The following is a 25,659-nucleotide window of genomic DNA, read 5'->3' as shown; positions in this document are numbered from 1 at the left end:
TGAAAAAAAGCTGTCAATTACGACAGCTTTTTTTTACTTCTTTTTGGTTTTCATATTCAATATTTCGACGAATAGTGAAAACGAGATGGCAACATTCCAAAATACATTTGATACCTGCACGACTACCTACAAAAGCATAGGTAAGGTATACTTTTCCAACTTCATCCCTAAGCAGACAGGTATCAATTAATCCTTTAACTTCCTTGACTAAGATTGGAGAAGACCAATCCTGTTTTGGATCTTTGGTTTTGACAATAAAAATACCATAATCGGAATCTGGATAGTAAATATAATAACCCATTTTTGTGCAACAGAATATAAGGTGTCCATGCTCCTTATGCTTTCTTGCGCTGTGCTTATAGAACAAACGCTGAAAATGAGCAATAAAAACTGATTTTGAGACTCCTTGTTTATCAGTTTAATTCTAATGCTGTAAGAATATAGGGACCGGTTGTTTTGGGAAGTTGTCTTTTTTCTTTTCGTTGACATAGTACTCAAACGAGCCATCGCATAAGGATTTCAGCCAAGTCCTGCCACAGCATAAGCTTGAGTGATAATCACTTCTCCATTCGCAACAATTTTAATCAATTGTAGGGTCTTACCATCAAAGGCTTTCTGCGCTTTTTTTTATATTTTTTGGGTATGTATCTTTTGTTTGCTCCTTTGGCAAAAGCATTAGCAAAAATAGCCGTTCCTGAGGTCTCAAAATAATTTCCACCAACTCTCCTTTGTCGGTTACTTGGTACCAAAGTCCAGAACCATCTCGAAAGGGAGTTAATGCGGTAGCCAATTTTGTTGCTTTCCCTGCCTGAGCCTTCTTAGCGAATATTTAAGGAATGATCGGTATGTTCTGGAGCTAGTTTTAACTTTAGAACATTTTTGAACGTACCATCGATGTATTTGCGCCCTTCCCATTTTCCGCCTTCTTTTAGATAAATTTCAGCCTAGGTTTTGGTTTTTATATTCGAAGTTTAGGCATTGGCTTGGTAGCCTCCTATTAAGACTAAACAAGCTATTCGTTGTAGTGTTTTCATTTATTCTTGTTTAGTATATTATCTAGAAATTGGGTTGTAAAAGTTATGGTTTTTTCGAACCACGGATTAAAAAACCAGAAAGAATGTTGTGATTTTTCGAACGTTTTTATCTCAATGTAAATCCTTTTGGTTTAAAATACGAATTATATCTTCTCTTTCAGCGTGAAATCGTTTCCATTGGCTATCACGAAAAGTTATTGGGTTTAATTTTTGCTAATTTCAAGTGGATTCTTTTAAATTGATCTTGGCTTTTCACTTAAAAAAGGAGTTTGGCAAAATTGTGCCAAACTCCTAATAACTAAAACTAAAAGATTAAACCAATAAAAAACTAATTATTATTCGTTGGGTGAAATTGTTTTTTACCATATAGATGCATAGAATTCATAGTTTTTTAGAGAAATAAATAGACGTTTTACTATTCAAATAGCTACCTAATGTGAGAAATAGTATTATTTCTGTTTTTCCTATGTTGATTTACCTTCAACTATCATTCAATGTGATTAATTTGTTTTTTACTTAACGGATTAATATTACTATTAATACGCAGGGTTTTGTGGATAATTTGTACTTCTGTTTAAATCCAGTACCGTTTGTGGAATTGGTCTTAGGATTTTAAGATTGCCATTTAGTCCATTAAAAACACTTGCATTGGTAATTTTTGGATTGTGTAAAACGGTTCTGGTCACCAAAGTACCTGTACGTTTTAAATCAAACCATCTGTGGTATTCCCCTAGTAATTCTCTGGCTCTCTCGTCTAGAATAGTATTGATATCGATTGAAGTCAATACCGGAATTACACCTGCTGTTCCACCACCAGCTCTACGTCTTACTTCGTTTAATCTTGCCAATGCTGTTGGTGCGTTACCAGATTTTAAGTAAGCTTCAGCAGCAACTAAATACGTTTCTCCCAAACGAGAAATGATAAAGTCACGAGTGCTTACTCTGTTGTTGGTAGCTGTTCCGTAAGGTGCTGTTGGATCATCGAACTTGCGGACCGGAATAGTTGCGTAATCAGCACTTACGTTAGATGACGAAGAATAAGTTCCCCAGTTATGGTATCTAAATGTCGCTGCATTTTGATATCTTGAGGCGTTTGCGGCTTTCCAAGCAGCTCTATCAGCAGTTGTAAACCAACTTGGCTCATAGAAGTCTGTAATTTTTAAAGCCGATTTATCCGCCACTTCATAAAAGGCATAGTATCTTGAATAAATTTCGGTCATAAAAGTACCTTCCCATCTTTTGTCTCCTTTTTCATATAATGAAAGCGCATAAACAGTTGGCAATAGGGTATAACTTCTGTTAGGGTAGGGATTACCTGTTGCAGCTGGACCAAGATAGGGACCAAAATAGTAGCATTGCGCGTTTCCTAGCGTAGTAACTCCTGTTGCATTGGTAGCAGCAGAAAATTGTACTGAGAATATGGTTTCGGCGTTCATCTCGTTGCCAGGTTTTACCACATTATCAAAAGAAACGTTCAATTGTTGACCATTGATAACTTGGTCTGCTAATGAGGCTGCAGTAGTAAAATCAGCAGCGGTACCAAAAGTTTCGTAACCTCTTGTTAAATATACTTTTGCAAGTAAGTTTTGAACGGCACGTCTGTTTACTCTTCCTGTATATGCTCCAGTGCTCACTGCTGGCAAAGCCTCATTTAAGTCTTTCAAAATTTGGGTGTATACTTCTTCTGCGGTATTTCTGTCAAAGGCTAAAATAGCGGTGTTGATATTGTCTAAAACAATTGGCACGCCTCCGTAGGTTTGTACCAATAAGAAATAGGCATTGGCTCTTAAGAATTTTAATTCTCCTATTCGAGTATTCAAGTTAGGACTTTGTGCAGTTATGTTGGCATAATACAAACCTTTGTTGGCTTGTTGAATTGCAGCATAACATGTTCTGTACAGTTGGTCAACTCCTTGTGAGGTTGGGTTAAGGTTGAGGTATTTGCTCAAGCCGTCGGGTTCCATATTCCTTCCTTCAGAGTACATATCGGTTCCAGCCTCAAACAACCACGGATCTCCACCGTAAATGTCTTTTAGCATCGAATAATTTGTATTCACTAGGGATTCAAATCCAGCTGTTGTTAAGAAATATTCTTCGGCAGCAGCGAAAGAGCGATTATCTTCTTCTATAAATGAGGAACAAGCGTTAAGCGAGAGGGCCAGTATTCCTAAAATTACTATTACTTTTTTCATTTTGTTTTACTTTAAAATTTTAAACTTACACCCATTTGAATGGTGGTTGATGCTACACGATTTACTCCAAGAGAGGCTGTTGCCCATTCTGGATCATATCCTTCATACTTTGTAAACACAAAAGGATTCAATACATTGACATACAATCTTAAGTTTTTGATTTTTAGTTTGTTTAATAAATCTTGATTGAAGCTGTATCCAAAAGCGATATTTTGAATTTTTACGAAAGAAGCGTCTTTGTAAAAAGCAACATCGTTATTAGTATAATATACACCAGCAGCACGAGGCAATGGGTTAGTGTTTGAAAATTGTTCAGGCACACCCGCACCATTGGCAGGAACATACCAGTCTTTCAAATCTAATTTTTGACGGCCTCTGTCGTTTACATCAGCAAAGTTGTTGTGGAAATCACTAAATACCGTCATTCCTTGGTTGGTGATTAATGATAATGAGAAGTCAAATTGTTTTACTTTCAAAGAAGTAGAAAAACTTCCAGTCCATTTTGGATCATAATTACCGATGATGGCACGGTCGTTATTTCCGTCGATTTTGCCATCATTGTTTAGGTCTTTTACACGAGCTTCTCCTGGCAATTGTCCGTAAGTAGCAGCCAAAGTTCTATCGCTTTCTTGCCAAACTCCATCAAAAACAAAGTTGTAGTAGGAGTGAATATTTTCTCCGATGAATAAATTATTTCCCACATCGCTTACTTCTTTTTGATTGTAAATAGAAACTAATTCATTCACGTTTTTAGTGAAAGTAAAGCTGGTTTCCCAAATAACATCTTCTGTTTGTATGTTTTTGGTAGTCAAAGCAACTTCTATTCCTTTGTTGCTTACAGAACCTACGTTTGATGTGATTGTTGGTATTCCAATTTCTAATGGAAGCGCTTGTTGGAACAATAAATCTTTAGATAATCTATCATATACATCTACACTTCCTGAGATTCTGTTTTGAGCAAATCCAAAATCAAGTCCGATGTTTACCTCTTTGGTTCTTTCCCATGTTAGTTCGCTGTTGCCTAAACTGGCAGGAATGTATCCATTGGCTAAAGTATTGTTGAAGTCATAATAAGTTGGGGTTTTCAAAACACTTAAACTAGAGTATGGAGTTACGTTATCGTTTCCTGTATATCCAATACTCGCTCTTAGTTTGAAATTACTTATAAAAGTTAAGTTTTTCATGAAACCTTCTTCGTTGATTTTCCATCCCACTGCAATAGAAGGAAACGAAGCCCATTTGTTGCCTTTTGCTAAAACAGAAGAGCCGTCGTATCTTGTAGTTGCAGTCAATAAATAACGTCCTTTGAAGGTGTAGTTCAATCGTGCAGCATACGAGTTTAAAGTGTTTTTGAAGTAGTTTGATGCTACATTATAAGTTGACTGAGGTCCTGAGCCCAAATTGTCATATCCTGTATCAAAAGGATTTTCTCTAGAAGATAAGAAAGAAGTCTCTGTTATATTTGAGTACAAACTATGAAGTCCCAAAAAGCTAAATACGTGATCTTCTTTTAGCGTATAATTGATGTTGAATTGATTGTCCCAAGTATAATTGAAATTATCTAAGTTTTCAATTTCACCAGAAGGTAAATTTTTATTAGCGATACCAATGTTAGTTCGTGCACCAAATGCTTTGCCTCGTTTTGATTCTACTTTTCCAGAAGAGAAAGTAGATTTGAACGATAACCAGCTATTGGCCTTATATTCTGCAAATAAATTTCCTATGGTTGTCCAGCTTTTTCTTTCGTCGCTAGAGTTGGCAATTTCTAAAAGAGGGTTGATAGAACCTGTTTTATTAATTGCTAAAGTGTTATTTGGGTATCTCAACGTTCCTGGTTGTAAGGCATAAGTACCAATGATTTCATTGCCATCCGCATCAATTGCCCAAGGCGATGTAAAAGGATTTTGTCTAAAGGCTTCTTGCATCGCTGTTGGACTTCCTAATTGCTCGTCTGTTTTGGCTATAGTCAAATTGACACCCAATGAGAATTTATCATTTATTTTATGATTAAGTCCCGCTTTGAAAGTGTACTTATCGATGCTTTCATTTTCAATATTACCAGTCTCTTTTTGTTGTCCAAAAGCTAAATTATAAGCCAAACCATTATCTCCTCTGCCAGAAACCGACAAGTAATTATTTTGCATCATGGCTCCTCTCAATACAGCATCAGTCCAGTCGAAAGTTTGGTTGTTAGCTACTCTTTGGAAAAGCACGTTGTTTGTACCGCTTGCTCCTACATTTGTATTTAATAGAGCAGGAGTAATGTCAGCATATGTTTTTACCGTTGCAGAAAGCGATGTAGGCAAGAAAGCAGATTGGTGATAGTACCACCATTTTTCGCCACTCATAAATTTGGGTAAACGCGCTACTTGTTTGTTACCATAAGATGTTTCGTAAGAGACATTAAATCCAGACTTTGCGTTGGCTCCACCTTTTGTCGTTACGATAATTACCCCACTAGCACCCCTAGAACCGTAAATAGCTGCTGATGAAGCATCTTTTAAAACATCCATTCTAGCAATGTCTTGAGGGTTTAAGAAATCGATTCCATCTGCGGGTACACCATCAATGATAAAAAGAGGTTTCGAACCATCTTTATTGATAGAGTTAGCTCCCCTAATGATAACATTGAATCCATCACCAAGTCGTCCTGAGTTAGAGGTAACTTGAACCCCTGCAATTCCTCCTTGAATGGCTTCTAGTGGATTGGTAACATTTCGTTCGGTAATTTTGGCAGAAGTAAGGGTGTTGATAGAACCTGTCAAATCTGTTTTTTTGGCGGTGCCGTAACCAACTACTACAACTTCTTTTAAAGTTTGTTCTTCAGGTTGCAATGAGATATTCATCACTTCACCAGTAACTTTTACCGTCCTTGATTGATGTCCCACATAACTTACGGTAAGTGTTGCGTTAAGGCTACTTACTTTTATGACAAATTTGCCATCAAAATCAGTTGAACTAGTGTTGTTTGTGCCTTTTTGAATGATGTTTGCACCAGAGATTGGAAGGCCTGAATTGTCGGTAATTTTACCCGTGATAGTAGTCAAACTTTGCGCATATGATTCATTTGCAAAGAGTAAATAGAGTAAAAATGAAAACAACCAAAGCGGATGTAGTTTTTTACTTGAAAAGTGGTTCAATTTCATAGTTTAAAAATGTTATGAGTTAGTTTTTTGGTTTCTCCTACATTAAGACAATTTCTTTTCCTTTTCCGAAATCGATTGAGTTGATTTTGAAAAAAAACCAACTCTTTGGATTTTGGAAAACTTATAACCGGGGTGGATACAAAAAAAAGACTTTATTAGTGTAATCGATTACGCAAATCTAATATTTTTTTTATAATAACAAAAAAAATGCCTTAAAAAAACAGGTAGTAAAAAAAAAGAGTTTAATTTTTATCATATTCTTAGTAAATTCTTGTTTACCTTGCTTTTTTAATACTCAAAAATTAAAAGATAGACAATAAAAAGGGAAAACAACATCGAGTTATGCAATCGATGACAATAGAAGAGCTGAATGGTTATTTTTTTAGTAGATTTACCGAAGAATTATTTCACAATTCATCTAATATATGGACCAAAAAACAACAATTTATGATATTGCCAAAAAGCTCGACATCACCGCTGCAACGGTTTCTAGGGCTTTGAACAATAATCCAAAAATTAGCGAGGCAACCCGAGATTTAGTTATGGAAACCGCTACCAAAATGAATTATAAGCAAAATAGATTAGCACAGTCGCTTCGTAGTGGCAAAAGCAATAATGTAGGGGTAATTGTTCCTCGTATTGATTCGAACTTTTTTGCTACGGTTATTCGGGGTATAGAAGAAGAGCTACACCCGGAAGGCTATCATGTCATTATTTGTCAAACGCACGAAGACGAAAAAAGAGAAATAGAAAACATTACAACCTTAATGAATGCTCAGGTTGATGGTATTTTAATGTCTATTTCTAATATGTCCAAAGAAAATGATCCTGTTATAAAACATGTAGTAGATAAGAATGTACCGCTCATCTTTTTCGATAGAAAGAAAAAAATGGACGGTGTGAGCTCGGTGACTATCGATGACTTTGAAGGCGGCTATTTGGCTACTAAAAATTTGATTGACGCGGGTTGCACCCAAATCGCGCATTTTTCAGGTGATCGTTCTTTAGAGATTTATGAAAACAGATTCAAAGGATACGAACAAGCCCTCAAAGATTTTGGTTTAGAAATGAATACCGATTATGTCATTCATACCAAAAGTAATGTTGATGCAGGGCGAAACGCAGTAACAAAACTATTGAGCCTGCCTAATCCCCCGAATGCTATTTTTTCTTCGAGTGATTTTGCAGCCTTGGGTGCCATCCAAGAATTAAAAGAAAAAGGCATCAAAATCCCTGAAGATTTCTGCGTTTTTGGTTTTGGTAACGAACCTTTTACTCGATTTTTAGAGTTGTCTATTTCTTCTGTTGATCAATCTCCACTTGTGATGGGACGAATGGCTGCCAAAGTATTTTTGGAACAAATCAACAATCGCGATAACATTAAAATAGAAAAGAAAGTCGTCCTCAAACCCGAATTAAAAATCAGAAAATCGTCAACTATTTAAAAGTCCCCTAACCACCACAATAGGTTATTTATTATATGTGAAATCTAACCGCAAAGTTCGCAAGGGTTTAAGCAAGGAACGAAAATTTTAAATCAGTTAAATAATTAACCTACAATTTCATACCATCAAAAAAGCTGTTGAAAATTAACTCCAACAGCTTTTTTTTGAAACAAATAATAAATTCTAAAAGAAATGTGGTAAAAAGTATCACTAATCCTTTTGAAATAAAGACCTGCTATCAATTGCCTGTTTGATGCTCTTTTGGTTGGATGTAATCCTTCAACACCGTTTTCACTTTAGGCGTGATACCAATTGTAAAAAGTACTTTTGTTGAAGCCATTCTCCCGAAGTGTCCGGTTTACGCCAATTTCTGAACGCGTAACCATGTGAATGATTTCTTGTTTTTCGGATACTGTATGTCGCATGTATTTCTTTTATTTTTCAGTTAGTTTAGCATGTCTAAGCTTTTTTTTTGCAATATCGTAACGCAACAACAGATCGGCAATCATTACTTTTAAACGCTGATTTTCTTCCTTGAGTTCTGCTACTTCATCACTGGTAGCTTCTCTTGTAGTTTCGCCGGATAAACGTTTTTTTCCGGCTTCTAAGAACTCTTTATTCTATTTATAAACTGAGATTCATTGAAGGAATACTTTCTGTATAATTCTGCAACAGACATCTCAGCTCTAAGGGCTTCTACAATGATTTGGATTATCTGTTCGTAACTAAAGATTCTTCGAGTATTTCTACGAACGTCTTTGATGAAATTTTTGGCTGCTTTTTTATTAAGTGTTTTCGTGCTATTTCAAATTTAAGGATTTTGAAAACACTCCCATAGTTTTAGACTAAATCAGTACACTTTTTGCTGATGATTTACATTTGTTATCTAGCCAATCCACAAATCTTCCGACAAAATGTTAGGAAGTTGCATAAAATATAAAGAATAAAGAAGTGATGTTGTCGTAATCGTTATTGGTCCAATTAAATTCAGCTGCAATAAAATCATTCCATGTCAATGAAAGTATTTGTCGTTCTATATAATAGATAGTTGTGGCGAAAAATTTTAAACTGCAAATTTTCCAACGGTAGTTTCCTAGTTTTGTATTGCTCATATTTTTATTGCATATTGAATCATAATAATACAATCGATTACATAAAATAATTTATATTTCTATAATTACAATTTTTAACCTCTTTTTTTTGATGCAATAAACTTTTGGTTTATTTTAAGTAATGTGTAGTTAAATGCTTTTATTAAAGTTATATTATGCATTTTTGTAAGTGACTTTGAAATTTCAATGCATACTTCTTAGTAAAGTCAATAAATGGAGGTTGCATTAAAAAAGTAGAAGAGACAATATAGATTCTCTTCTACTTTTATTTTTGTTTCTAAGTAATAACTTTAACCTTCCGTTTTGGAGGTCTTTCTTTCTTACTTCTTTTTGGTTTTCATATTCAATATTTCGACGAACAGAGAAAATGAAATCGCAAAATATAAATAGCCTTTAGGTACTGGCGTTACGTGACTTCCGAAGATTAATGCATTGGATAAATGTGCACTTTCTGTCAATAACATAAAGCCAATCAAAATCAAAAAGGATAAACCTAAGATTTGAATAGAAGGATGTTTGTTTACAAAATTACCTACCGGAACAGCAAATTGCATCATGATGAAAACCGAAACAATTACAGCAGTAATCATGATGTAAATCGCACCAGGTACGCCATTGGTCATCCCAACCGCAGTAAGTATACTGTCGAAAGAAAAAACCAAGTCGATCATAATGATTTGAAAAATGACACTTTGAAAAGATTTGGTAGCTGCTTTGCCGAGTTCTTTTTCTTCATGCCCTTTTTCGTCTACTTTTTCACGAATTTCATTGGTGCTTTTGTAAATCAAGAACAATCCTCCCAAAAGTAAAATAATACTTTGCCCAGTAATGCCCGCTTGTAACCATCCCCAGTCAATGGTAAGCCAAGGTTTTTTCATCTGAATCAATAAATTGATTCCGAACAGCAAAGCAATTCGCATGAACATTGCCAAAAACATACCGATTTTGGTAGCTAGTTTGCGTTTTTCTTCAGGTAATTTTCCTGTAGCTATCGAAATAAAAATGATGTTGTCTATTCCTAATACAATTTCTAGAAAAGTCAACGTTAATAAGGCAATCCATGCATCAGGATTCAGAAATACTTCCATTTTTGGTAAATTAAGTGTTGTTGTTTGAGATTTTTAGTATTATCTAAAGTTTAGTAACGGTTCCAGTTTGTTTGGCATCTGATCCCACCATTCCGAATTCGAAGGTATACGAATTGGCTGTTGTGGTCAGAATTTTCATTTGAATGGCTTTCTCTTCAGCCATATTTTTTGGGTGTTTTTTTTGTAAAATATATTCGCAATCGTTGACCCAACGAATGGTAGCGGTATCGGTTTTGCCTTCAAAAGTCTCAATTTCAATGCTGTCCTTGCGTTCAAAAACAGTTGTTTTTTTGACACCATTGACTTCGTATTCAAATTTGAATTTTCCGGTTTTAAAATCGGAGCATTTTCGTTCGACATTATAACAGGAAATCATGCTTAAAATAGCCAATACGCTTATTATTTTTTTCATATAGTGATGTGCTTACAGTTGGTTTTTAAAGTTTTATTGGTTTTTCAATCGATTTGTTTCTTCATCGGTGAAGTGTTGTCTTTTCTTTTCTTGAGCAAATTTTGCTGAATTGTAACTTTGAGATTTGTTTTTGGGGATGGATAAACTTTCCCAGTCTCCATTTTTCAATTGTTTGGCTGAGAAGACAATTTGTCCAATGTGATAAGGATAATGAGCTAATTGTCTGTTTATGGCTTCCATAACAGTATGACCTTCATTTCGAATGTAAATGATGGTATTCAATTGCTCTGGTTGAAGACTTTCAAGAGAATTTAAAAAACAATTCCAGCCTTTATCCCAATGCGCCATTACTTCGTCTTTAGTATTCCAATTATTTTCAAATTCGGCATCTCTATTTCTGAAATCCTTTTCACCATCGGTAGTTAAAAAATCAGTCCAACGCGAAAGCATATTTCCCGACAAATGTTTTACAATCAAGGCGATACTATTGGTGTCGTCGTTTAAAGCTAGAAACAATTGTTCTTCAGTTAATTGATTAATAGCTTTTTCTCCCAACAATTTATAATACAAAAATTGCTTTTTTACACTTTCAAGATAAATTGCATTTTGCTCCATAACTACTCTATTTTAATATCGTATTTATCCAAAAGGCCTACGATTCCTTGTGTGGTAAATTTGGCTTTTTTCATCGGATTGAATTCGGGGTCGATGCTGTAATTGTATGCGGTTCTAAAATCGGCTCCTGCCAATTGGGTATCATTAAAAATCGCTCGATCCAAATTGCAATTGTCAAACATACTATGGTTTAGTTGTGTCCCAATAAAAGTTACTTCTTTCAATGAACATCCTGAAAATTGGGTTTTGGGCATTTTTTTATTGGCAAAAGAAGCATAATCCAACACGCTATCTTGAAACCCCACATCGAATAAAAAATCGTCACATCCTTGAAATTGAATGCCCAAGAGTTTACAGTTTTTGAAACGAACGGTTTTTAAGCTACTGGCTGCAAGTTGCACCATGGATAAATTGCAGTCTATAAACTCGCAATCCATAAAGGTGTTGTTGCATAAATCGCTATTGGAGAAATCACAGTTATTAAACACGCAATCTTCAAATTCGCGATGGTTTATTTTTTGATCAACAGCGATGATTTTTTCGAAGGTTTTCTGAACGTTAATTAGGTTTTCCATTAGTCGTTGAATAAAGCTTTCATAATCCATCTAAGGCCTGTAAAGATTAAGTACATCGATGCCAAACAAGCAATGATTCCTATACCGAGCACTAAATAATGCCAATTCGTATGTTGGTTCATAAAGGCATTATAAATGATAGACGGGCCAAGGAAAAGTAGGGGCAAAGCTCCTGATAAGTATTTAATTCCTTTCGCTAAAAAGTCTTTATTGGTTGCCATTTAAAGTTAGAGGTTAGAAGTTAGAGGTTAGAAGTGAAAGATGAAAAGTTAGAAGTTATCTACTGCTTTTCGAACGCTTCCATATTTGGCTAATAATTCGGATGCTTTTTCGTAAGACACTGGAATTTCTCCCATAATCATTTTTACGCCACGGTCTACCAATTTGGCATTGCTCAATTGCATATCGACCATTTTATTGCCTTTTACTTTGCCTAGCTGAATCATAGTAGCCGTCGAAATCATATTGAGAACTAATTTTTGAGCGGTACCTGCTTTCATTCTCGAACTTCCTGTAACAAATTCTGGGCCTACAATGACTTCGATTGGGAATTTTGAGGTTAGTGACAAAGGGCTGCCTGCATTGCAAGAAATACTTCCTGTGCAGATTTTTTTCTCGTTGCAGGCTTTTAAACCACCAATTACATAAGGAGTTGTTCCAGAAGCGGCAATTCCTATTACCACATCGTTTTCATTGATGTTGAATTCTTGTAAATCTTTCCAGGCTTGTTCCGCGTCATCTTCTGCATTTTCTACGGCTCTTCGGATGGCTTTGTCTCCACCAGCAATAATGCCCACAACTAAATCAAAAGGAACTCCAAAAGTAGGTGGACATTCCGATGCGTCGACCACACCTAATCGTCCAGAAGTTCCAGCTCCAATATAAAAAAGGCGTCCTCCTAGTTTCATTTTGGCTACAATTTCGTTTACCAAAGTTTCGATTTGAGGTAAGGCTTTTGCAACTGCTAAAGGAACTGTTTGGTCTTCTTGATTGATATTGTGTAGCAATTCCTGAACCGACATTTTTTCTAAATGTTCGTATTTTGAGGATTGTTCGGTGGTTTTAGTGAAGGTCATAATGAAATAAAACTTTTTCTTGTAAAAATAGGAATTTATTGGATACCATTTTTTTTTGTGTGAGGGATTACTTCACACACAATTATTTACGTAGGTGTTCAGTGAATTTATTTGCAGCTAGCTACCGAAGTAGCGCTTAAAGCACGCCCAAATTATTTTTTAAATGAAAAAAGCTAGGGCGATTCCTAGAATAATCATGGATATTTTGGCCACATTGAATTTGTGTCCTTCACTGCTCTCAAAAATAATGGTCGAGGAGATGTGAAACAGAATTCCAATGACAATGGCAGTGATTTCAGTGGTGTAATAGTGTAATTCAGGAATATAGTTTGACGCAAATGTACCGAGTGGTGTCATCATGGAAAAGGTAATCATGAATGCAAAAATGGCGGTACGATTGAGTTGTGCTTGAACGAAAAAAGTAGTCAAAATGATAGCAATGGGCAAGTGATGAATGGCGATTCCGATAGCCAAGTCATGATGATGTCCCACTGGAAAACCCTCTAAAAAAGCGTGAATACAAAGACTGATGAATAGCAACCAAGGCATTTGGCTCATTTTGTCATGTCCATGTACATGTCCGTGTTCTGCGCCTTTAGAGAAAAATTCTAACACGATCTGGAATAAAATGCCTAACATGATATAAATTCCGATGGTGTCATTATGAGAAGCATATACTTCAGGTAAAAGATGGATTACGGTAATGGATAGTAAAAACGAACCACTGAAAGCCAATAAAAGTTTTAAATTGGATTTTTTTTTGGGCTTGAAAACTAATGCCAAGATATAACCAATGATTACTGCAAGTAACGGTAAGAGGTAGTTCATCTTTTTTATTTATTTGGTTTTTAGATTTTTAAACGATTGATGTTTAAAAAGCTAACTTATTTAAAAATCATGATTAAACGTTCACTTTCGGTTTTGTGGAATTTTTTAAGCTTGTAATCGCCAAAAATATCCAACAGATAAATCCCAGCTTTATCCATTAACTCTTGAAAATCTTGTAAACTAAAAGCTCTTACTTTTTCGGTAAAATGGTACTGTTCTCCTTGGTCTTCAAAGCTAATTTCTTTGTAAATATGTCCTTCTTTTACATAACGTTTGATGTGAAAATCGATTTGGTCTACCGTTTTAACTTCTTCGGGAACTAGGGTTTCAATGACTTGATTCACATTCATAAAATCGATTACAGCAAATCCTGTTTCGGATAGACTTTCTTTGATGGCTATTAACGTTTTTAGGTTATCGGCTTCGTCTTCAAAATAGCCAAAACTAGTAAATAGATTGAAAATAGCATCAAATTTTTCTTCAAAAGGTTCACGCATGTCATGTACTCTAAACGACAAATTAGTGTTGCTGTTTTTACTAGCTTCTGCAATGCTATTTTCGGATAGATCTGCACCCACTACTTTAAATCCTAGTTGACTTAAGTAAATTGCATGACGACCTTTTCCACAAGCCAGATCCAATACTTTTGCTTTTGGCGGCAAATTGAGATATTGCGTCAAATTATCCATAAAAATTTGCGCCTCACGATAGTTGCGCTCTTTGTAAAGGATATGATAGTAAGGAGTGTCAAACCAAGAAGTGAACCAATTTTTGGTTGCAAGGTTTGTAGGACTTATTATGGGTTTATGGTCTTGGGACATTTATTCGTTTTCATTTAATTTAAGTCCGGCAAATTTAGTGTATTTTTGCAGAAAATATACTATTTCAAACCGTTTGGAGTTTGGAATTTAATACTTGGAATTTAGCATACGATGGAGAATTTTAAAATGATAGCCAAAACCTTTTTTGGTTTTGAAGAAATATTGGCCAAAGAGTTGCGTCAATTGGGCGCGCAAGAGGTTGAAGAAGGCATACGAATGGTGAGTTTTAAAGGAGATAAAGGATTTATGTACAAAGCCAATTTGTCTTTACGTACCGCTTTGAAGATTTTAAAACCTATTTATTCGTTTAGAGCAACCAATGAAGCAGCTTTGTATAAAGGTATTGCAAGTGTGAATTGGTCAAAATACCTTAATGCCAATCAGACGTTTGTGATTGATGCAACGGTGCATTCGGATCATTTTAACCATACGGAGTTTGTGTCTCAAAAGTGTAAAGACGCCATTGTAGATCAGTTTAGAGAACGCACAGGACAACGTCCAAGCATTGATAAAGCTTTTCCTGATTTACGAATCAACATTCATATTGGTAAAGACCAAGTTTCGGTGGCTTTGGATACTTCTGGGAATTCGTTGCACCAACGTGGTTATAGAACAGCTACGAATATTGCTCCTATCAACGAAGTTTTGGCAGCGGGTATTTTGTTGTTGTCAGGTTGGGAAGGACAAGGTCATTTTTTGGATCCAATGTGTGGTTCAGGAACATTTTTGGCTGAAGCTGCAATGATTGCTTGTAATATTCCAGCCAATATCAACCGAAAAGAATTTGCTTTTGAAAAATGGAAAGATTGGGATAATGATTTGTTTGACCAAATTATGGACAGTTTGCTGAAAAAAGTAAAAGAGTTTCATTATACGATAAAAGGCTACGACAAAGCGCCAAGTGCGGTTCAAAAAGCCAAAGACAACATCAGAAATGCCAATTTAGACGAATACGTAACGGTTGCTGAAGAAAACTTTTTTGATACCGAGAAAACCACCGAAGGCAAATTGCATATGGTTTTCAATCCTCCTTATGACGAGCGATTGGATATTCATATGGAAGAATTTTATAAAAATATTGGCGATACGTTGAAGAAAAATTATCCAGGCACCAATGCTTGGTTTATTACCGCGAATTTAGACGCTTTGAAATTTGTCGGTTTAAAACCTTCCCGAAAAATCAAATTGTTTAACGCTAGTTTAGAAGCGCGTTTGGTGAAATACGAAATGTATGAAGGAAGTAAAAGAACCAAGTTTCAAAGCCCCCTAACCCCCGAAGAGGGAATATAGTCCTACAAGTAAAGTTGAAAAGGACTTATTTTAAATTTAATAGTCAAATATAAAAACCTATTTACCCCTAATAGGATTTCCCGCCTCAGCGGGATAGGGGACTGATATGACGAAATTACAAGTACGAGCATTTTTATACCAATTGGGCTGTTTTGCCATTTTGTTTGTTAGTTTTCGCTATTTAGTGGCAACTTTTACGGGTTTGACAGGTTTTTGGATTCCGTTAACCGCATTTGTTTTGGGTACAATTTTGGCACCTAAATTTCAAGCAGCTAAAACCAAAGACGGTGAAAAACTATTCATGTCTTGGATTTTTCTTAAAGGAGTCCGAATCATAGGGTAATAGTTTTCAGTTGCAGAACTGATTCATAATTTCCAAGTATAAAAAAAGCGTTTTTACAAATCGTAAAAACGCTTTTTTCTTCCTTCTTCTTCTTCTTCTTCCTTCTATTTCTTAGGCTTTTTCTCTTCCTTTTTTGCTTTTTCAGCAGGAAGTACTTTTTTCTTGTATAGTGGAACAAAGTAGGAAACGGTGTAGTTAAAACCTACCCCAAAATCACCAGCATATGTTCGGTTAAAACCGGGTATGTATAAGTTGTCAAATCCACTTGGAGTTTTGTTGGTAATTAATCGATTCAATCGCAAACTGAACCCCGCAAAAACATTGTTGAATACTTTGGCTTTTACCCCAGCCACGACTTCAATCCAAGTAGCTGATAAACCATTGTATTTTTTATCTGCAATTACAGCCGGAACTTCTCCCCAATACGGATTAGGATTGTAGATTTTGTAGCTGTTCAATTCTTTGCTAAAGCTTGAAAAACCGGCACGCATTCCAATCGAGATGATGTTTTCCATATCCAACCAGTTTTCGTAAGTGTTATAATCGAATCCCGCTTTTAGGTAAGTACCTTTGGCAGTTGAAGTCAATCGATCGTCTTCGGTGGTTTTGTTTTCAGAACCCAATTCGGCAGCCAAAAAATATTTTTTCGTTATGCGGTAATCTCCTACCAACTCAATCCCTTTATAGTTACTATCGTACAATCCTCTGGTCAATTTGTACAAATCAGCACCTACTCTTAGTCCATAACGATTGAATTTTGGAGGCACAACAGTGTCCTTTTTTGTGGAAGGCAATTTTTCTAATTCTTGCTTGGGTTTTGCAGGAAGGATATTAGTTGCTTTCGGAGGTGTAGTTGTTGTAGTCGTTTCTTGTGCTTGAACGCTAAACAAAGAAAAGAGCAAGCAGCCACTAAAAAAAGATAGAAAGGTGTGTTTCATTTTCGTTGTTTATGTTAGTTTTTTGCAATTGAACTACTTTCATCCACTTGGTATCAGAAGCTGGTCCATCTGTGTGTTCAAATGGGGGATTAGCATTCATTTCGAACAAAGTCTTGAAACCACAAGCTCTAGATACATAGACTTCGCTGGTCGTATAGTTGAATTTAATCACATCGGTATTAACCAAAGCAGCATTGGTACTGCCAGAATTTAGTATGAAACTAAAAGTAGTTGTGGTGGCATTGGTTTTTAGCGGAATCGAAATTTTTGAAGTATTCGCCAAGAATTTAGCTTCACCCGAAGCCGTAGGATTAAAAACCAATCCTTCTGTCATTCCTTGGCCAATTACTTTCAAATTCGTCACGCTTTTTTCAACCGTTGGATTGTTGATATCGAAGAATTTAATCACCATTCTAGGTGTAGTAGGCGTATTGGCATCGCAAATATCATCTTTCTCACAACTCGAAAAAGAGCAACAAAACACCAACAGCAAAAGCGTTATTTTTTTCATTTACAACTATTTATTTATACAGATCATTCTATGGTTTAAAAAATCAACCGCAAAGTACACAAGTTATTTTACTTTTTGAATCTGTGAAAATCTGTGCAATCTGTGTTAAAATTTAACTAATAAGCACACCAAGAAAAACTCTTATATGCCCTTCAATGCCTTATATGGTTGCAAAACCCTAACCGCAAAGTACGCAAAGATTTACACAAGGGACACAAAGAAAATCCTTATATGTCCTTCAATACCTTCAATGGTTTCAAAACCCACTACATTAAAAAGGAACTTCAATGACTTATATGTTTACAAAAAAAAATTAACGACGTTCCAACAACACCACATTCTCAACGTGATGTGTTTGCGGAAACATATCCACAGGTCGAACGCGTGTCACTTTGTACTTCTCATCCATCAAAGCCAAATCACGAGCTTGTGTTGCCGAATTACAACTCACATACACCACTTTTTGAGGTTCAATTTTCAAGATTTGATCAATAACCGCCGCGTGCATTCCGTCTCTTGGTGGATCCGTGATGATTACGTCGGGTTTGCCGTGTTGCGCGATAAACGCTTCGTTGAACACCACTTTCATATCTCCTACAAAGAACTCACAATTCGTGATATTATTTCGTTCGGCGTTGGCTTTGGCGTCTTTGATTGCTTCTGGCACACTTTCAACACCAATCACTTTTTTGGCTTTTTTCGATACAAACTGAGCGATAGTTCCTGTTCCTGTGTACAAATCATACACCGTTTCGTTACCTGTCAATCCAGCGAAATCTCTTGTGATTTTGTATAGTTCGTAAGCTTGATCCGAGTTGGTTTGGTAAAACGATTTGGCGTTGATGCTAAATTTCAAGCCTTCCATTTCTTCCAAAATGTAATCGCGTCCTTTGTACAACTGAATGTTTGTATCGTATAACGTATCGTTTGCTTTGTTGTTGATCACGTATTGCAAAGACGTAATCTGCGGAAATTTGGCATACAAATGATCTAACAGCAATTCTCTATTGGCTTGATCGTCTTCAAAAAACTGTAGCAACACCATAATTTCGCCAGTCGATGCCGTGCGCAACATAAGCGTACGCAACAAGCCTTCGTGCGCTCTTGGGTTAAAGAATGTCAAACCGTTTGCATTGGCAAATTCACGCACTTCGTTGCGAATGGCGTTCGAAGGGTCTTCTTGCAAATGACATTTATTGATATCAAGGATTTTGTCCCACATTTTCGGAATATGAAAACCCAAGGCATTTTTATTGTCTAATTCCTCGCTGCTTCCTATTTCGGCTTCGGTTAGCCAACGGCTGTTCGAGAACGAAAACTCCATTTTGTTGCGGTAGAAAAACTGTTTTTCAGAACCTAAAATCGGTTCGAAATCCGGTAATTCAATTTTACCAATACGTTGCAGGTGGTTTTTAACCTCGTTGTGTTTAAAAAACAATTGCTGGCTGTACTTCATATTTTGCCATTTGCAACCGCCACACACCCCAAAATGCTCACAAATTGGGTCAACGCGGTGTTCTGAGAACTCGTGAAACTTCACGGCTTTGCCTTCGTAATAGGCTTTTCTTTTTTTGAACGTTTGCACATCTACCACGTCGCCAGGCACGACATTCGAGATGAACACTACTTTACCGTCGGGTGCTTTAGCCACCGACACGCCTTTTGCTCCAGCATCAAGGACTTTTATCTGATGAAAGACAACTTTGTCTGTATTTTTCTTTGCCATGGGGCAAAAATAAGGCTTTGAAACGTTTTACAAATTCAATTTCACAATTTTTTTTGAAAACCACTGTATTTGTTGAGAAGTACCACTTGGGCGTGCCCCCCGAAACCCGTTTTCCTTGAACCCACACCTTGGTCGTAATCGGGGGTCGGGCTGTCCGCTATATCTCTTGGGGCGAACCCCGCCCCAAGAGGATGCCGCTCCCATCCCTCACGCTTTTAAGACGACAGTTTTCAGTACTCAGACGGCAGATACAACAGCCAAAACACGAAAGGAACTTTCAGAATTTTTTTATGTTTTTAGGAGGAAAAGAAATATATTTGAGGAAATAAATGCCCCCGCTAGCGCGAGCGTCCCGCTCGTGCCCGTGACCAAATTAAAAACAGAATATTTTTCTTTATAACTAGAAAGTATAAGTTTAGAGAAAAAGAAGGTGCTTGTTTTATAACAGTTGCAATTAAAACCCGATAGGTGGATTTACAATCCGTGCCCGCTCCAATAAACCAATTGGAAAGTCTAATAAACAACATGAAATCAATCTATTACCTTTAGTTTCAAACCCAAAAAATGAAGAAAATTCCCCGCTAGCGCAAGCGTCCCGCTCGTGCCCCTAAAAATGTCTCGGGTTACAAGAAGTCAATTAGAAAAAACACCTATAAAAAATGCTGTTCTTTCGGAACAGCATTTTATAAAGTAATAAGAATTGTCAGTCCTATTTTATATAATACCAATCATTGCTATAACTTAATTGGCAATAATACAGCATCCACTACATGGATGATGCCGTTTGATGCAGAGATGTTTGGAGCTGCTATAGTTGCGGTATTGCCCACTGCCTGAATCTGGCCTTTATTATTTACGGAAAAAGTTGCCCCGAGTAGAGTTGTTATTACCCGTGAATCGTTTGTTGGCACCACACTATTGGCGGCACGACGTCCTTCGACAACATGGTATTGTAATACATTCAAGACCAACTTTGAATCAAGATCCCTGATTCCTTTAACTTTTAAAGCCATGTAAAGATTTTCAAATGCTTTATTTGTTGGAGCGAAAACAGTGTATTGGTCTTTTCCATTTAAGAAAAGGTTTACCAAACTAGTACCTTCTTTTTCGTCTACATAAGCTAGAGCTCCTACAAGTTCAGTAAACCCTCCATCTATGGCAATTTGTGCGATAGATTTTTCCCCCTTTTTAGGGGCACTATTTGCTGATTTTAGAGTTTCTGTTGAGGAAGTAGAAGAGGAATTCATTTCATCCATTTCCTCATTATCACAAGAAATGGTTACAGTTGACAAAGCAGCAATTAAAATAAAAGCTTTTAACATAACAAATAATTTAAAATTCTTATTTTTCATGATTGTTGTTTTTAAATTAATAAGATTATTTTTTGTTTAACAATTATGTGATAAAATTAAACAAAAACAATTATTGCTCATCTGTGTTTAACTCTAATTTAACGATGTATAAATGGTATTTTTAATTTTTAACAGTTTCATTTATAGTGACTTAATACTATGATTTACATCGTCAGATCGATGGCGCTCGGTTAAGATCCTAGACCGTTCCGTCTTCCCTAAACTTAATCCAACATAGATGCTAAAAAGCTGTTAAATCTAAAGAGTTGCTGGTCAGATGTAGTACTTTAGTAGAAAAAATGCCAATGCACTTTTTAATCACGTTACTTTTTATGATGACACAAGCCACTACCATCTATGATTTCAATAAAAATTCCAAAGCAAGCGATTGGACTATTGTTAATGATGGGGTTATGGGTGGACTTTCTTATGGCAATTTTGCCATAAACCAAGCAGGAAATGGTGTGTTTTCGGGTGCGATTTCGTTAGAAAACAATGGAGGTTTTTCGTCTGTGCGGTATCGTTTTGCACCTTTGGCGACCACTGCCAAAAGTAAAGTGGTGTTGCGCATAAAAGGAGATGGAAAAAACTATCAGTTCCGCATCAAAGATCAATCATCAGCCTATTATTCCTATATTACTACTTTTGCAACTACTGGCGAATGGGAAACCATTACCATTGATCTCAATAGCTTGTATCCTTCTTTTAGAGGCCGACGCATAGCAGCTCCTAATTATAATAGTGATTCCTTTGAAGAGATTGTATTTTTAGTAGGAAACAAAAAACAAGAATCCTTCCAATTGCTTTTGGATAGTATCGTGTTGCAATAATTTTTTGTTGCTATTGGACAATACTTAACCAAAACGAATTGCTGAAAATCTGTGCTATTGGTTTTAGTATTTTAACCAAAAACGACTACTACAAATTCAAGTAACTACTCTAAAGCAATAGTAATCCGTAAAAAGTATACAACAACCTAGAATTAGAGGTAGTAATCAATTGTTCCTTTGAGTGAAATTTGCACTATAATTTTAAAACATCAAAAAAATGAGCAAAAAAGTAATTTTAATTACAGGCGCAAGTTCAGGTATGGGAAAAGAATCGGCAAAAACACTAATCGAACAAGGACATACGGTTTATACTGTAGCCAGAAGAATAGAGCAAATGCAAGACCTTAGTACTTTGGGAGGATTTCCAATTCAGATGGATATTACCAAAGAAAACGACATTCAAAATGTAGTAGACACCATCATTAAGAAGGAAGGAAAAATTGATGTCCTATGGAATAATGCAGGTTATGGATTGTTTGGTTCTGTTGAGGACACGCCTATCGAAGAAGCAAGACAGCAATTTGAAGTAAATGTTTTTGGATTAGCTACTTTAACTCAAAAAGTTGTCCCATATATGCGTAAAGCCAATGCAGGTACAATCATCAACACTTCTTCTATGGGTGGAAAAATGTATACTCCAATGGGGGCTTGGTATCACGCCACTAAACACGCAGTTGAAGGATTTAGCGATTGTTTAAGATTAGAACTCAAAGAATTTAATATCAATGTAGTAGTTTTGGAACCTGGAATTATTGTAACGGAGTTTGGAGATGTTTTGCTAGAAAATATTAATAAATTTTCATCCAAAGGCGCTTATGCTTCACTTACAAAAAAACTGGTTATCGCTACCAAAAAAATGTATGACAGCGGACAGGGTTCAAAAACATTAGTAATTTCAAAAACAATTGCTAAAATTGTAAAGGCAAGAAAACCTAAAACGAGATATAGAGTAGGTTTGTTAGCAAAACCAATGGTATGGATGAGAATAAATTTAGGAGATAGATTATTTGATAAAATTGTAATGAGCCAAGTTTAATATGAAACCCATTATTCAATTACATAACATTTCAGACATAAATAGTTTTGTGAAAAACAAAACGAATCATCCTTTGGTGACTGTTGTAGATTTTAGTAAAGCTGATGAATATATAGAAAACGGTACGAGAATAAGTGCTGATTTTTATGCTATTATGTTCAAGAACTATTGTGCTAACAAATTGCGCTATGGTAGACAAACCTACGATTTTCAAGAAGGTAGTTTGATTTGTATAGCACCAAAGCAAGTACTGACAATGGACAACGAAATAGAGAAAAATGATAATATGATGGGTTGGGGTTTGTTCTTTCATCCTGATTTATTACGAGGTACTTCGCTAGGAAACAAAATGGCTGAATACACTTTTTTTTCATACGAAACAGCAGAAGCTTTGCATTTGTCGGATAAAGAAAAACAAACGTTATATGACTGTGTTCAAAAAATTGAAACCGAACTACAAGAAAATATCGATAGTTACAGCCAAAATCTGATTGTAACAAACATTGAACTGCTTTTGAATTATTGTTTACGATATTACGGTCGACAATTTATTACTCGTAAAAACACGAACTCAAGCACCGTTTCGCAAATTGAGAGTTTGTTAAAGAATTATTTCAAGTCAGATATAAAAGTAAGCGGTTTGCCCACTGTTAAATATTTGGCTGATAGGGTGCATTTATCCGCCAGTTATTTGAGTGACTTACTCAAGAAAGAAACTGGAATGAATGCACAAGATCATATTCATTATTACCTAATTGAAGAAGCTAAAACCATTTTACTTAATTCTGACAACTCAATAAGTGAAATTGCATATTCATTGGGTTTTGATTACCCTCAATACTTTAGTAAACTCTTTAAACAAAAAACTGGACAAACTCCAATTGAATACAGGAATTTAAATTGATAGAAAAAACCGATGTATAGTCTCCTTTTGTTGTAATTAAGATTCTAAAAAGGAATAATTAAAATAATGGTTTTTAGATTTAAACTCCTAAATTTGAGAATTAAACTAAAAAATATGACAACAAACACTGTTGAGTTACATCGCGTTTTGGCGGCTCCTGTAGCAAAAGTATTTCGAGCATTTGTCGAAGCAGATGCAATGGCTTCTTGGTTACCTCCTTATGGTTTTGTTTGTAGGGTAGATCATTTGGAAGCCAAAGTAGGAGGAACCTATCGAATGTCGTTTACCAATTTTACAACAGGCAGTAGCCATTCGTTTGGAGGCGAATATCTAGAAATACTGCCCAACGAAAAATTAAAATATACCGATGTTTTTGATGATCCCAATTTGCCAGGTCAAATGATTACTACGATTCAGTTTGAGACAGTTTTGTGCGGTACACAACTTTGGATTACTCAAGAAGGGATTCCAGAGGCTATACCAACAGAAATGTGTTACTTAGGCTGGCAAGAATCGCTAGAGAAATTAAAACGTTTGGTAGAGCCTAATATACCAGACGCATAAAGATTATTTTAATTTTAAACTTTAATTATGGCAAAAATAAACCCTTATATTCATTTCAATGGTAATGCCGAAGCTGCCTTTTTGTTTTATCAATCGGTTTTTGGTGGGGAATTCACCGTGTTGTCACGATTCAAAGACATAGCTTCTGAAGAAAATCCTATAGCAGATCATGAAGTACATAAAATTATGCATATCGCATTACCAATTGGTGACTCGAGTTTCCTTATGGGAAGTGATGTTCCAGAAGTGTTGGGACAAGTAAATGAAAACGAAAATCGAAGTAAAATTATGATTAGTGCTGCCAGCAAAGAGGAAGCGTATCATATTTTCAACGGACTTTCAGCAGGAGGAACGGTTGAAGTGCCAATGGATGAAAGTCCTTGGGGAACGCTATTTGCTATGTTTCGTGACCAATTCGGAATAGAATGGATGATAGATTTTAATGCTGAAAAAATGGATAAATAATGGAATAATATCACTTTGATACACTTCTTATTCAATAGGAATTGTTTAATAAAAGGTTGTTGCGTTGTGTTTAGGAATAAAAATTTATAGCAATATTGTACAAATGTGATTGCTACGGATTACTTTTTTCCATCACTCAATAACAAGGAAACAGATTGTAGTGTGTCTGTTCGGTCAGCAATTAATTTGACGATACTGATAAATGGGATAAAAAGAATCATGCCAGCAGCACCCCATAAAATTCCCCCAGCGAGAATCATAATCAATATGGCTAGTGTGTTTATTTTTAATCGGTTTCCTACTATGTATGGAAAAATGATATAAGCTTCTAGAAGTTGTACAACGGCAAATACAATAACCACACCAATGGGATACCAAATAGAATTGAAGGTAATCCAAGCCACGGTAATTGGTACTAATGAGGAAATTATAATTCCGAAATAGGGGATAAAAGTGAGTATTGCTGCCGTAAAACCAAATAAAATAGGATACGGAATACCTACTATGGCTAGACCGATGCTATTTAAAATGCCAACAATCAAATAAACGAGAAGCATTCCTTTAATAAACTTGTAGTATTCATTTATAGTTTCAGTAATGATTTCATATATGGTAGTTTTTTTATCTGAAGGAAAGAAATGATACAGTGCATTTACCAACATTGTACGATAGGAGAGAATTAGTATTGAAAATATTGGAACTATGATTAGGTAATATAGCGATTCTGTAAATCCAGCAATAGTGTTTTTTAGAATGGAAATCACCGAAGAACCTGAACTGTTTAGGGCATTTTTTAGATATACCGATTGGTTTTCTTGGTCAACACCAAATTGTTGGGTTAAGTATAGACTGATTTGATGAAGCGTTTCTTCTAATTTTGTTTCCAAATTATGCCACTCACCAACAAATTGCAGGATTTGTGAAACGAATAAAAGGAGTAGAGCAAATCCAAAGACCGAAACACCTAATAGACTTATTCCTATTGCTATATTGGAATTAGTCCCTTTTTTCTCAAGCCATTTGCAAATAGGATAAAGTAAGAAGCTGATAAGTAAGGCAAAACTTAACGGGATGAATAAGGATTTGCCTATATATAAAAGCATCACTATGAAAAAAAAGTATTGAAAGTACTTCAATTTAGAAAAAGGTAGCGCTGTACGATACGAATTAGATGGATTGGAATCTGTTGCCATGATAATTGCTTTTATAATGGATTATTATTTTATTTCAAAATAATTGTAGTACAATTTACAATTTATAATTCAATAAAATTCTTCTTAGAAGCTGATTATGAAAAGAGCAACCAATGGGACACTGATGCCAAGTATTTTCACAGAGTTGTATGAAAAAAATGGT

Annotated in this window: 27 protein-coding genes; 8 read left to right on the top strand and 19 right to left on the bottom strand. The window is 35.7% G+C overall.

Annotated elements, in window-relative coordinates; translation table 11 throughout:
• Window positions 1-13: 13 nt before the first annotated feature.
• From ACSVH5_RS01940 to ACSVH5_RS01925, 4 genes are all read right to left on the bottom strand, one after another.
• Entirely contained in the window at window positions 14-301 is a 288-nt protein-coding gene (locus ACSVH5_RS01940) for a family 43 glycosylhydrolase (protein ID WP_438059778.1), read from the bottom strand.
• 283 nt (window positions 302-584) lie between these two features.
• Complete coding sequence (locus ACSVH5_RS01935; protein WP_438059777.1) at window positions 585-749, bottom strand: glycoside hydrolase family 88 protein; 165 nt, start codon at window positions 747-749, stop codon at window positions 585-587.
• 821 nt (window positions 750-1,570) lie between these two features.
• Entirely contained in the window at window positions 1,571-3,226 is a 1,656-nt protein-coding gene (locus tag ACSVH5_RS01930) for a RagB/SusD family nutrient uptake outer membrane protein (protein WP_438059776.1), read from the bottom strand.
• 11 nt (window positions 3,227-3,237) lie between these two features.
• Window positions 3,238-6,372, bottom strand: coding sequence for a SusC/RagA family TonB-linked outer membrane protein (locus ACSVH5_RS01925; RefSeq protein ID WP_438059775.1), 3,135 nt, complete (start codon window positions 6,370-6,372; stop codon window positions 3,238-3,240).
• A 425-nt stretch (window positions 6,373-6,797) separates the two neighbouring features.
• Between ACSVH5_RS01925 and ACSVH5_RS01920 the strand changes: the two genes are divergently transcribed.
• Window positions 6,798-7,817 carry a LacI family DNA-binding transcriptional regulator gene (locus ACSVH5_RS01920; protein WP_438059774.1) on the top strand — a complete coding sequence of 340 codons (1,020 nt, stop codon included), beginning with the start codon at window positions 6,798-6,800 and terminating at the stop codon, window positions 7,815-7,817.
• Between the two features lie 296 nt (window positions 7,818-8,113).
• Here the strand turns inward: ACSVH5_RS01920 and ACSVH5_RS01915 are convergent, their stop codons facing one another.
• The 10 genes from ACSVH5_RS01915 to ACSVH5_RS01870 all read right to left on the bottom strand — a co-directional run bounded on the left by ACSVH5_RS01915 (window position 8,114) and on the right by ACSVH5_RS01870 (window position 14,344).
• Window positions 8,114-8,242, bottom strand: coding sequence for a hypothetical protein (locus ACSVH5_RS01915; RefSeq protein WP_438059773.1), 129 nt, complete (start codon window positions 8,240-8,242; stop codon window positions 8,114-8,116).
• Between the two features lie 492 nt (window positions 8,243-8,734).
• Window positions 8,735-8,929: a hypothetical protein gene (locus ACSVH5_RS01910; RefSeq protein WP_438059772.1), complete on the bottom strand. Its 195-nt coding sequence runs from the start codon at window positions 8,927-8,929 to the stop codon at window positions 8,735-8,737.
• A 320-nt stretch (window positions 8,930-9,249) separates the two neighbouring features.
• Entirely contained in the window at window positions 9,250-10,017 is a 768-nt protein-coding gene (locus tag ACSVH5_RS01905; protein WP_438059771.1) for a TerC family protein, read from the bottom strand.
• A 43-nt stretch (window positions 10,018-10,060) separates the two neighbouring features.
• Complete coding sequence (locus tag ACSVH5_RS01900; RefSeq protein ID WP_438059770.1) at window positions 10,061-10,429, bottom strand: DNA topoisomerase IV; 369 nt, start codon at window positions 10,427-10,429, stop codon at window positions 10,061-10,063.
• 33 nt (window positions 10,430-10,462) lie between these two features.
• On the bottom strand, window positions 10,463-11,044 hold the full coding sequence (locus ACSVH5_RS01895; protein WP_438059769.1) for a DUF1572 domain-containing protein: 582 nt from the start codon (window positions 11,042-11,044) through the stop codon (window positions 10,463-10,465).
• Window positions 11,045-11,046: 2 nt separating this feature from the next.
• Window positions 11,047-11,619, bottom strand: coding sequence for a pentapeptide repeat-containing protein (locus tag ACSVH5_RS01890; RefSeq protein WP_438059768.1), 573 nt, complete (start codon window positions 11,617-11,619; stop codon window positions 11,047-11,049).
• A complete protein-coding gene (locus ACSVH5_RS01885; RefSeq protein WP_438059767.1) occupies window positions 11,619-11,840 on the bottom strand; it encodes a DUF6095 family protein in 222 nt (73 codons plus the stop codon). Before ACSVH5_RS01885 ends, ACSVH5_RS01890 begins: the two co-directional genes overlap by 1 nt.
• Window positions 11,841-11,888: 48 nt before the next feature.
• Window positions 11,889-12,695 carry an N-acetylmuramic acid 6-phosphate etherase gene (gene murQ, locus ACSVH5_RS01880; protein WP_438059766.1) on the bottom strand — a complete coding sequence of 269 codons (807 nt, stop codon included), beginning with the start codon at window positions 12,693-12,695 and terminating at the stop codon, window positions 11,889-11,891.
• A 159-nt stretch (window positions 12,696-12,854) separates the two neighbouring features.
• The gene (locus ACSVH5_RS01875) at window positions 12,855-13,523 is read right to left on the bottom strand and encodes a ZIP family metal transporter (RefSeq protein ID WP_438059765.1); all 669 of its coding nucleotides are present in this window, start codon (window positions 13,521-13,523) and stop codon (window positions 12,855-12,857) included.
• 56 nt (window positions 13,524-13,579) lie between these two features.
• Complete coding sequence (locus ACSVH5_RS01870) at window positions 13,580-14,344, bottom strand: class I SAM-dependent methyltransferase (RefSeq protein ID WP_438059764.1); 765 nt, start codon at window positions 14,342-14,344, stop codon at window positions 13,580-13,582.
• Window positions 14,345-14,455: 111 nt separating this feature from the next.
• Here ACSVH5_RS01870 and ACSVH5_RS01865 point away from each other — a divergent pair, with 111 nt between their 5' ends.
• Together ACSVH5_RS01865 and ACSVH5_RS01860 are read left to right on the top strand one after the other, a co-directional pair.
• Window positions 14,456-15,634: a THUMP domain-containing class I SAM-dependent RNA methyltransferase gene (locus ACSVH5_RS01865; protein ID WP_438059763.1), complete on the top strand. Its 1,179-nt coding sequence runs from the start codon at window positions 14,456-14,458 to the stop codon at window positions 15,632-15,634.
• A gap of 106 nt (window positions 15,635-15,740) precedes the next feature.
• Complete coding sequence (locus ACSVH5_RS01860) at window positions 15,741-15,977, top strand: hypothetical protein (RefSeq protein ID WP_438059762.1); 237 nt, start codon at window positions 15,741-15,743, stop codon at window positions 15,975-15,977.
• Between the two features lie 104 nt (window positions 15,978-16,081).
• Here the strand turns inward: ACSVH5_RS01860 and ACSVH5_RS01855 are convergent, their stop codons facing one another.
• The 4 genes from ACSVH5_RS01855 to ACSVH5_RS01840 all read right to left on the bottom strand — a co-directional run bounded on the left by ACSVH5_RS01855 (window position 16,082) and on the right by ACSVH5_RS01840 (window position 20,504).
• Entirely contained in the window at window positions 16,082-16,915 is an 834-nt protein-coding gene (locus ACSVH5_RS01855) for a DUF6048 family protein (RefSeq protein ID WP_438059761.1), read from the bottom strand.
• Entirely contained in the window at window positions 16,887-17,426 is a 540-nt protein-coding gene (locus tag ACSVH5_RS01850; protein ID WP_438059760.1) for a DUF6452 family protein, read from the bottom strand. The genes ACSVH5_RS01855 and ACSVH5_RS01850 overlap by 29 nt, the downstream gene beginning before the upstream one ends.
• A gap of 313 nt (window positions 17,427-17,739) precedes the next feature.
• The gene (gene rlmD / locus ACSVH5_RS01845; protein ID WP_438059759.1) at window positions 17,740-19,152 is read right to left on the bottom strand and encodes a 23S rRNA (uracil(1939)-C(5))-methyltransferase RlmD; all 1,413 of its coding nucleotides are present in this window, start codon (window positions 19,150-19,152) and stop codon (window positions 17,740-17,742) included.
• Window positions 19,153-19,886: 734 nt separating this feature from the next.
• Window positions 19,887-20,504: a fasciclin domain-containing protein gene (locus ACSVH5_RS01840; RefSeq protein WP_438059758.1), complete on the bottom strand. Its 618-nt coding sequence runs from the start codon at window positions 20,502-20,504 to the stop codon at window positions 19,887-19,889.
• Window positions 20,505-20,809: 305 nt separating this feature from the next.
• Here ACSVH5_RS01840 and ACSVH5_RS01835 point away from each other — a divergent pair, with 305 nt between their 5' ends.
• The 5 genes from ACSVH5_RS01835 to ACSVH5_RS01815 all read left to right on the top strand — a co-directional run bounded on the left by ACSVH5_RS01835 (window position 20,810) and on the right by ACSVH5_RS01815 (window position 24,303).
• Window positions 20,810-21,334: a CIA30 family protein gene (locus tag ACSVH5_RS01835; protein WP_438059757.1), complete on the top strand. Its 525-nt coding sequence runs from the start codon at window positions 20,810-20,812 to the stop codon at window positions 21,332-21,334.
• Window positions 21,335-21,551: 217 nt separating this feature from the next.
• A complete protein-coding gene (locus tag ACSVH5_RS01830; protein ID WP_438059756.1) occupies window positions 21,552-22,370 on the top strand; it encodes an oxidoreductase in 819 nt (272 codons plus the stop codon).
• 1 nt (window position 22,371) lies between these two features.
• A complete protein-coding gene (locus ACSVH5_RS01825; RefSeq protein ID WP_438059755.1) occupies window positions 22,372-23,274 on the top strand; it encodes a helix-turn-helix domain-containing protein in 903 nt (300 codons plus the stop codon).
• A 114-nt stretch (window positions 23,275-23,388) separates the two neighbouring features.
• On the top strand, window positions 23,389-23,838 hold the full coding sequence (locus ACSVH5_RS01820) for an SRPBCC family protein (RefSeq protein ID WP_438059754.1): 450 nt from the start codon (window positions 23,389-23,391) through the stop codon (window positions 23,836-23,838).
• Between the two features lie 27 nt (window positions 23,839-23,865).
• Window positions 23,866-24,303: a VOC family protein gene (locus ACSVH5_RS01815; protein WP_438059753.1), complete on the top strand. Its 438-nt coding sequence runs from the start codon at window positions 23,866-23,868 to the stop codon at window positions 24,301-24,303.
• A 119-nt stretch (window positions 24,304-24,422) separates the two neighbouring features.
• Here the strand turns inward: ACSVH5_RS01815 and ACSVH5_RS01810 are convergent, their stop codons facing one another.
• Complete coding sequence (locus ACSVH5_RS01810) at window positions 24,423-25,496, bottom strand: AI-2E family transporter (protein WP_438059752.1); 1,074 nt, start codon at window positions 25,494-25,496, stop codon at window positions 24,423-24,425.
• Window positions 25,497-25,659: the final 163 nt, after the last annotated feature.

Origin of the sequence: Flavobacterium sp. RSSA_27, assembly GCF_051547125.1 — a bacterium.
In the GTDB taxonomy this organism is placed as follows: Bacteria; Bacteroidota; Bacteroidia; order Flavobacteriales; family Flavobacteriaceae; genus Flavobacterium.
Note: the sequence above shows the minus strand (reverse complement) of the source record. Positions and strands in the feature narration are given on the sequence as shown.

Bases quoted from the DNA above. Each gene is read 5' to 3' on its own strand.
- ACSVH5_RS01940 (WP_438059778.1), bottom strand. From the start codon at position 301: ATGGGTTATTATATTTACTATCCAGATTCCGATTATGGTATTTTTATT.
- ACSVH5_RS01930 (WP_438059776.1), bottom strand. From the start codon at position 3,226: ATGAAAAAAGTAATAGTAATTTTAGGAATACTGGCCCTCTCGCTTAAC.
- ACSVH5_RS01925 (WP_438059775.1), bottom strand. From the start codon at position 6,372: ATGAAATTGAACCACTTTTCAAGTAAAAAACTACATCCGCTTTGGTTG.
- ACSVH5_RS01920 (WP_438059774.1), top strand. From the start codon at position 6,798: ATGGACCAAAAAACAACAATTTATGATATTGCCAAAAAGCTCGACATC.
- ACSVH5_RS01915 (WP_438059773.1), bottom strand. From the start codon at position 8,242: ATGCGACATACAGTATCCGAAAAACAAGAAATCATTCACATGGTTACG.
- ACSVH5_RS01910 (WP_438059772.1), bottom strand. From the start codon at position 8,929: ATGAGCAATACAAAACTAGGAAACTACCGTTGGAAAATTTGCAGTTTA.
- ACSVH5_RS01905 (WP_438059771.1), bottom strand. From the start codon at position 10,017: ATGGAAGTATTTCTGAATCCTGATGCATGGATTGCCTTATTAACGTTG.
- ACSVH5_RS01900 (WP_438059770.1), bottom strand. From the start codon at position 10,429: ATGAAAAAAATAATAAGCGTATTGGCTATTTTAAGCATGATTTCCTGT.
- ACSVH5_RS01895 (WP_438059769.1), bottom strand. From the start codon at position 11,044: ATGGAGCAAAATGCAATTTATCTTGAAAGTGTAAAAAAGCAATTTTTG.
- ACSVH5_RS01890 (WP_438059768.1), bottom strand. From the start codon at position 11,619: ATGGAAAACCTAATTAACGTTCAGAAAACCTTCGAAAAAATCATCGCT.
- ACSVH5_RS01885 (WP_438059767.1), bottom strand. From the start codon at position 11,840: ATGGCAACCAATAAAGACTTTTTAGCGAAAGGAATTAAATACTTATCA.
- murQ (WP_438059766.1), bottom strand. From the start codon at position 12,695: ATGACCTTCACTAAAACCACCGAACAATCCTCAAAATACGAACATTTA.
- ACSVH5_RS01875 (WP_438059765.1), bottom strand. From the start codon at position 13,523: ATGAACTACCTCTTACCGTTACTTGCAGTAATCATTGGTTATATCTTG.
- ACSVH5_RS01870 (WP_438059764.1), bottom strand. From the start codon at position 14,344: ATGTCCCAAGACCATAAACCCATAATAAGTCCTACAAACCTTGCAACC.
- ACSVH5_RS01865 (WP_438059763.1), top strand. From the start codon at position 14,456: ATGGAGAATTTTAAAATGATAGCCAAAACCTTTTTTGGTTTTGAAGAA.
- ACSVH5_RS01860 (WP_438059762.1), top strand. From the start codon at position 15,741: ATGACGAAATTACAAGTACGAGCATTTTTATACCAATTGGGCTGTTTT.
- ACSVH5_RS01855 (WP_438059761.1), bottom strand. From the start codon at position 16,915: ATGAAACACACCTTTCTATCTTTTTTTAGTGGCTGCTTGCTCTTTTCT.
- ACSVH5_RS01850 (WP_438059760.1), bottom strand. From the start codon at position 17,426: ATGAAAAAAATAACGCTTTTGCTGTTGGTGTTTTGTTGCTCTTTTTCG.
- rlmD (WP_438059759.1), bottom strand. From the start codon at position 19,152: ATGGCAAAGAAAAATACAGACAAAGTTGTCTTTCATCAGATAAAAGTC.
- ACSVH5_RS01840 (WP_438059758.1), bottom strand. From the start codon at position 20,504: ATGAAAAATAAGAATTTTAAATTATTTGTTATGTTAAAAGCTTTTATT.
- ACSVH5_RS01835 (WP_438059757.1), top strand. From the start codon at position 20,810: ATGCACTTTTTAATCACGTTACTTTTTATGATGACACAAGCCACTACC.
- ACSVH5_RS01830 (WP_438059756.1), top strand. From the start codon at position 21,552: ATGAGCAAAAAAGTAATTTTAATTACAGGCGCAAGTTCAGGTATGGGA.
- ACSVH5_RS01825 (WP_438059755.1), top strand. From the start codon at position 22,372: ATGAAACCCATTATTCAATTACATAACATTTCAGACATAAATAGTTTT.
- ACSVH5_RS01820 (WP_438059754.1), top strand. From the start codon at position 23,389: ATGACAACAAACACTGTTGAGTTACATCGCGTTTTGGCGGCTCCTGTA.
- ACSVH5_RS01815 (WP_438059753.1), top strand. From the start codon at position 23,866: ATGGCAAAAATAAACCCTTATATTCATTTCAATGGTAATGCCGAAGCT.
- ACSVH5_RS01810 (WP_438059752.1), bottom strand. From the start codon at position 25,496: ATGGCAACAGATTCCAATCCATCTAATTCGTATCGTACAGCGCTACCT.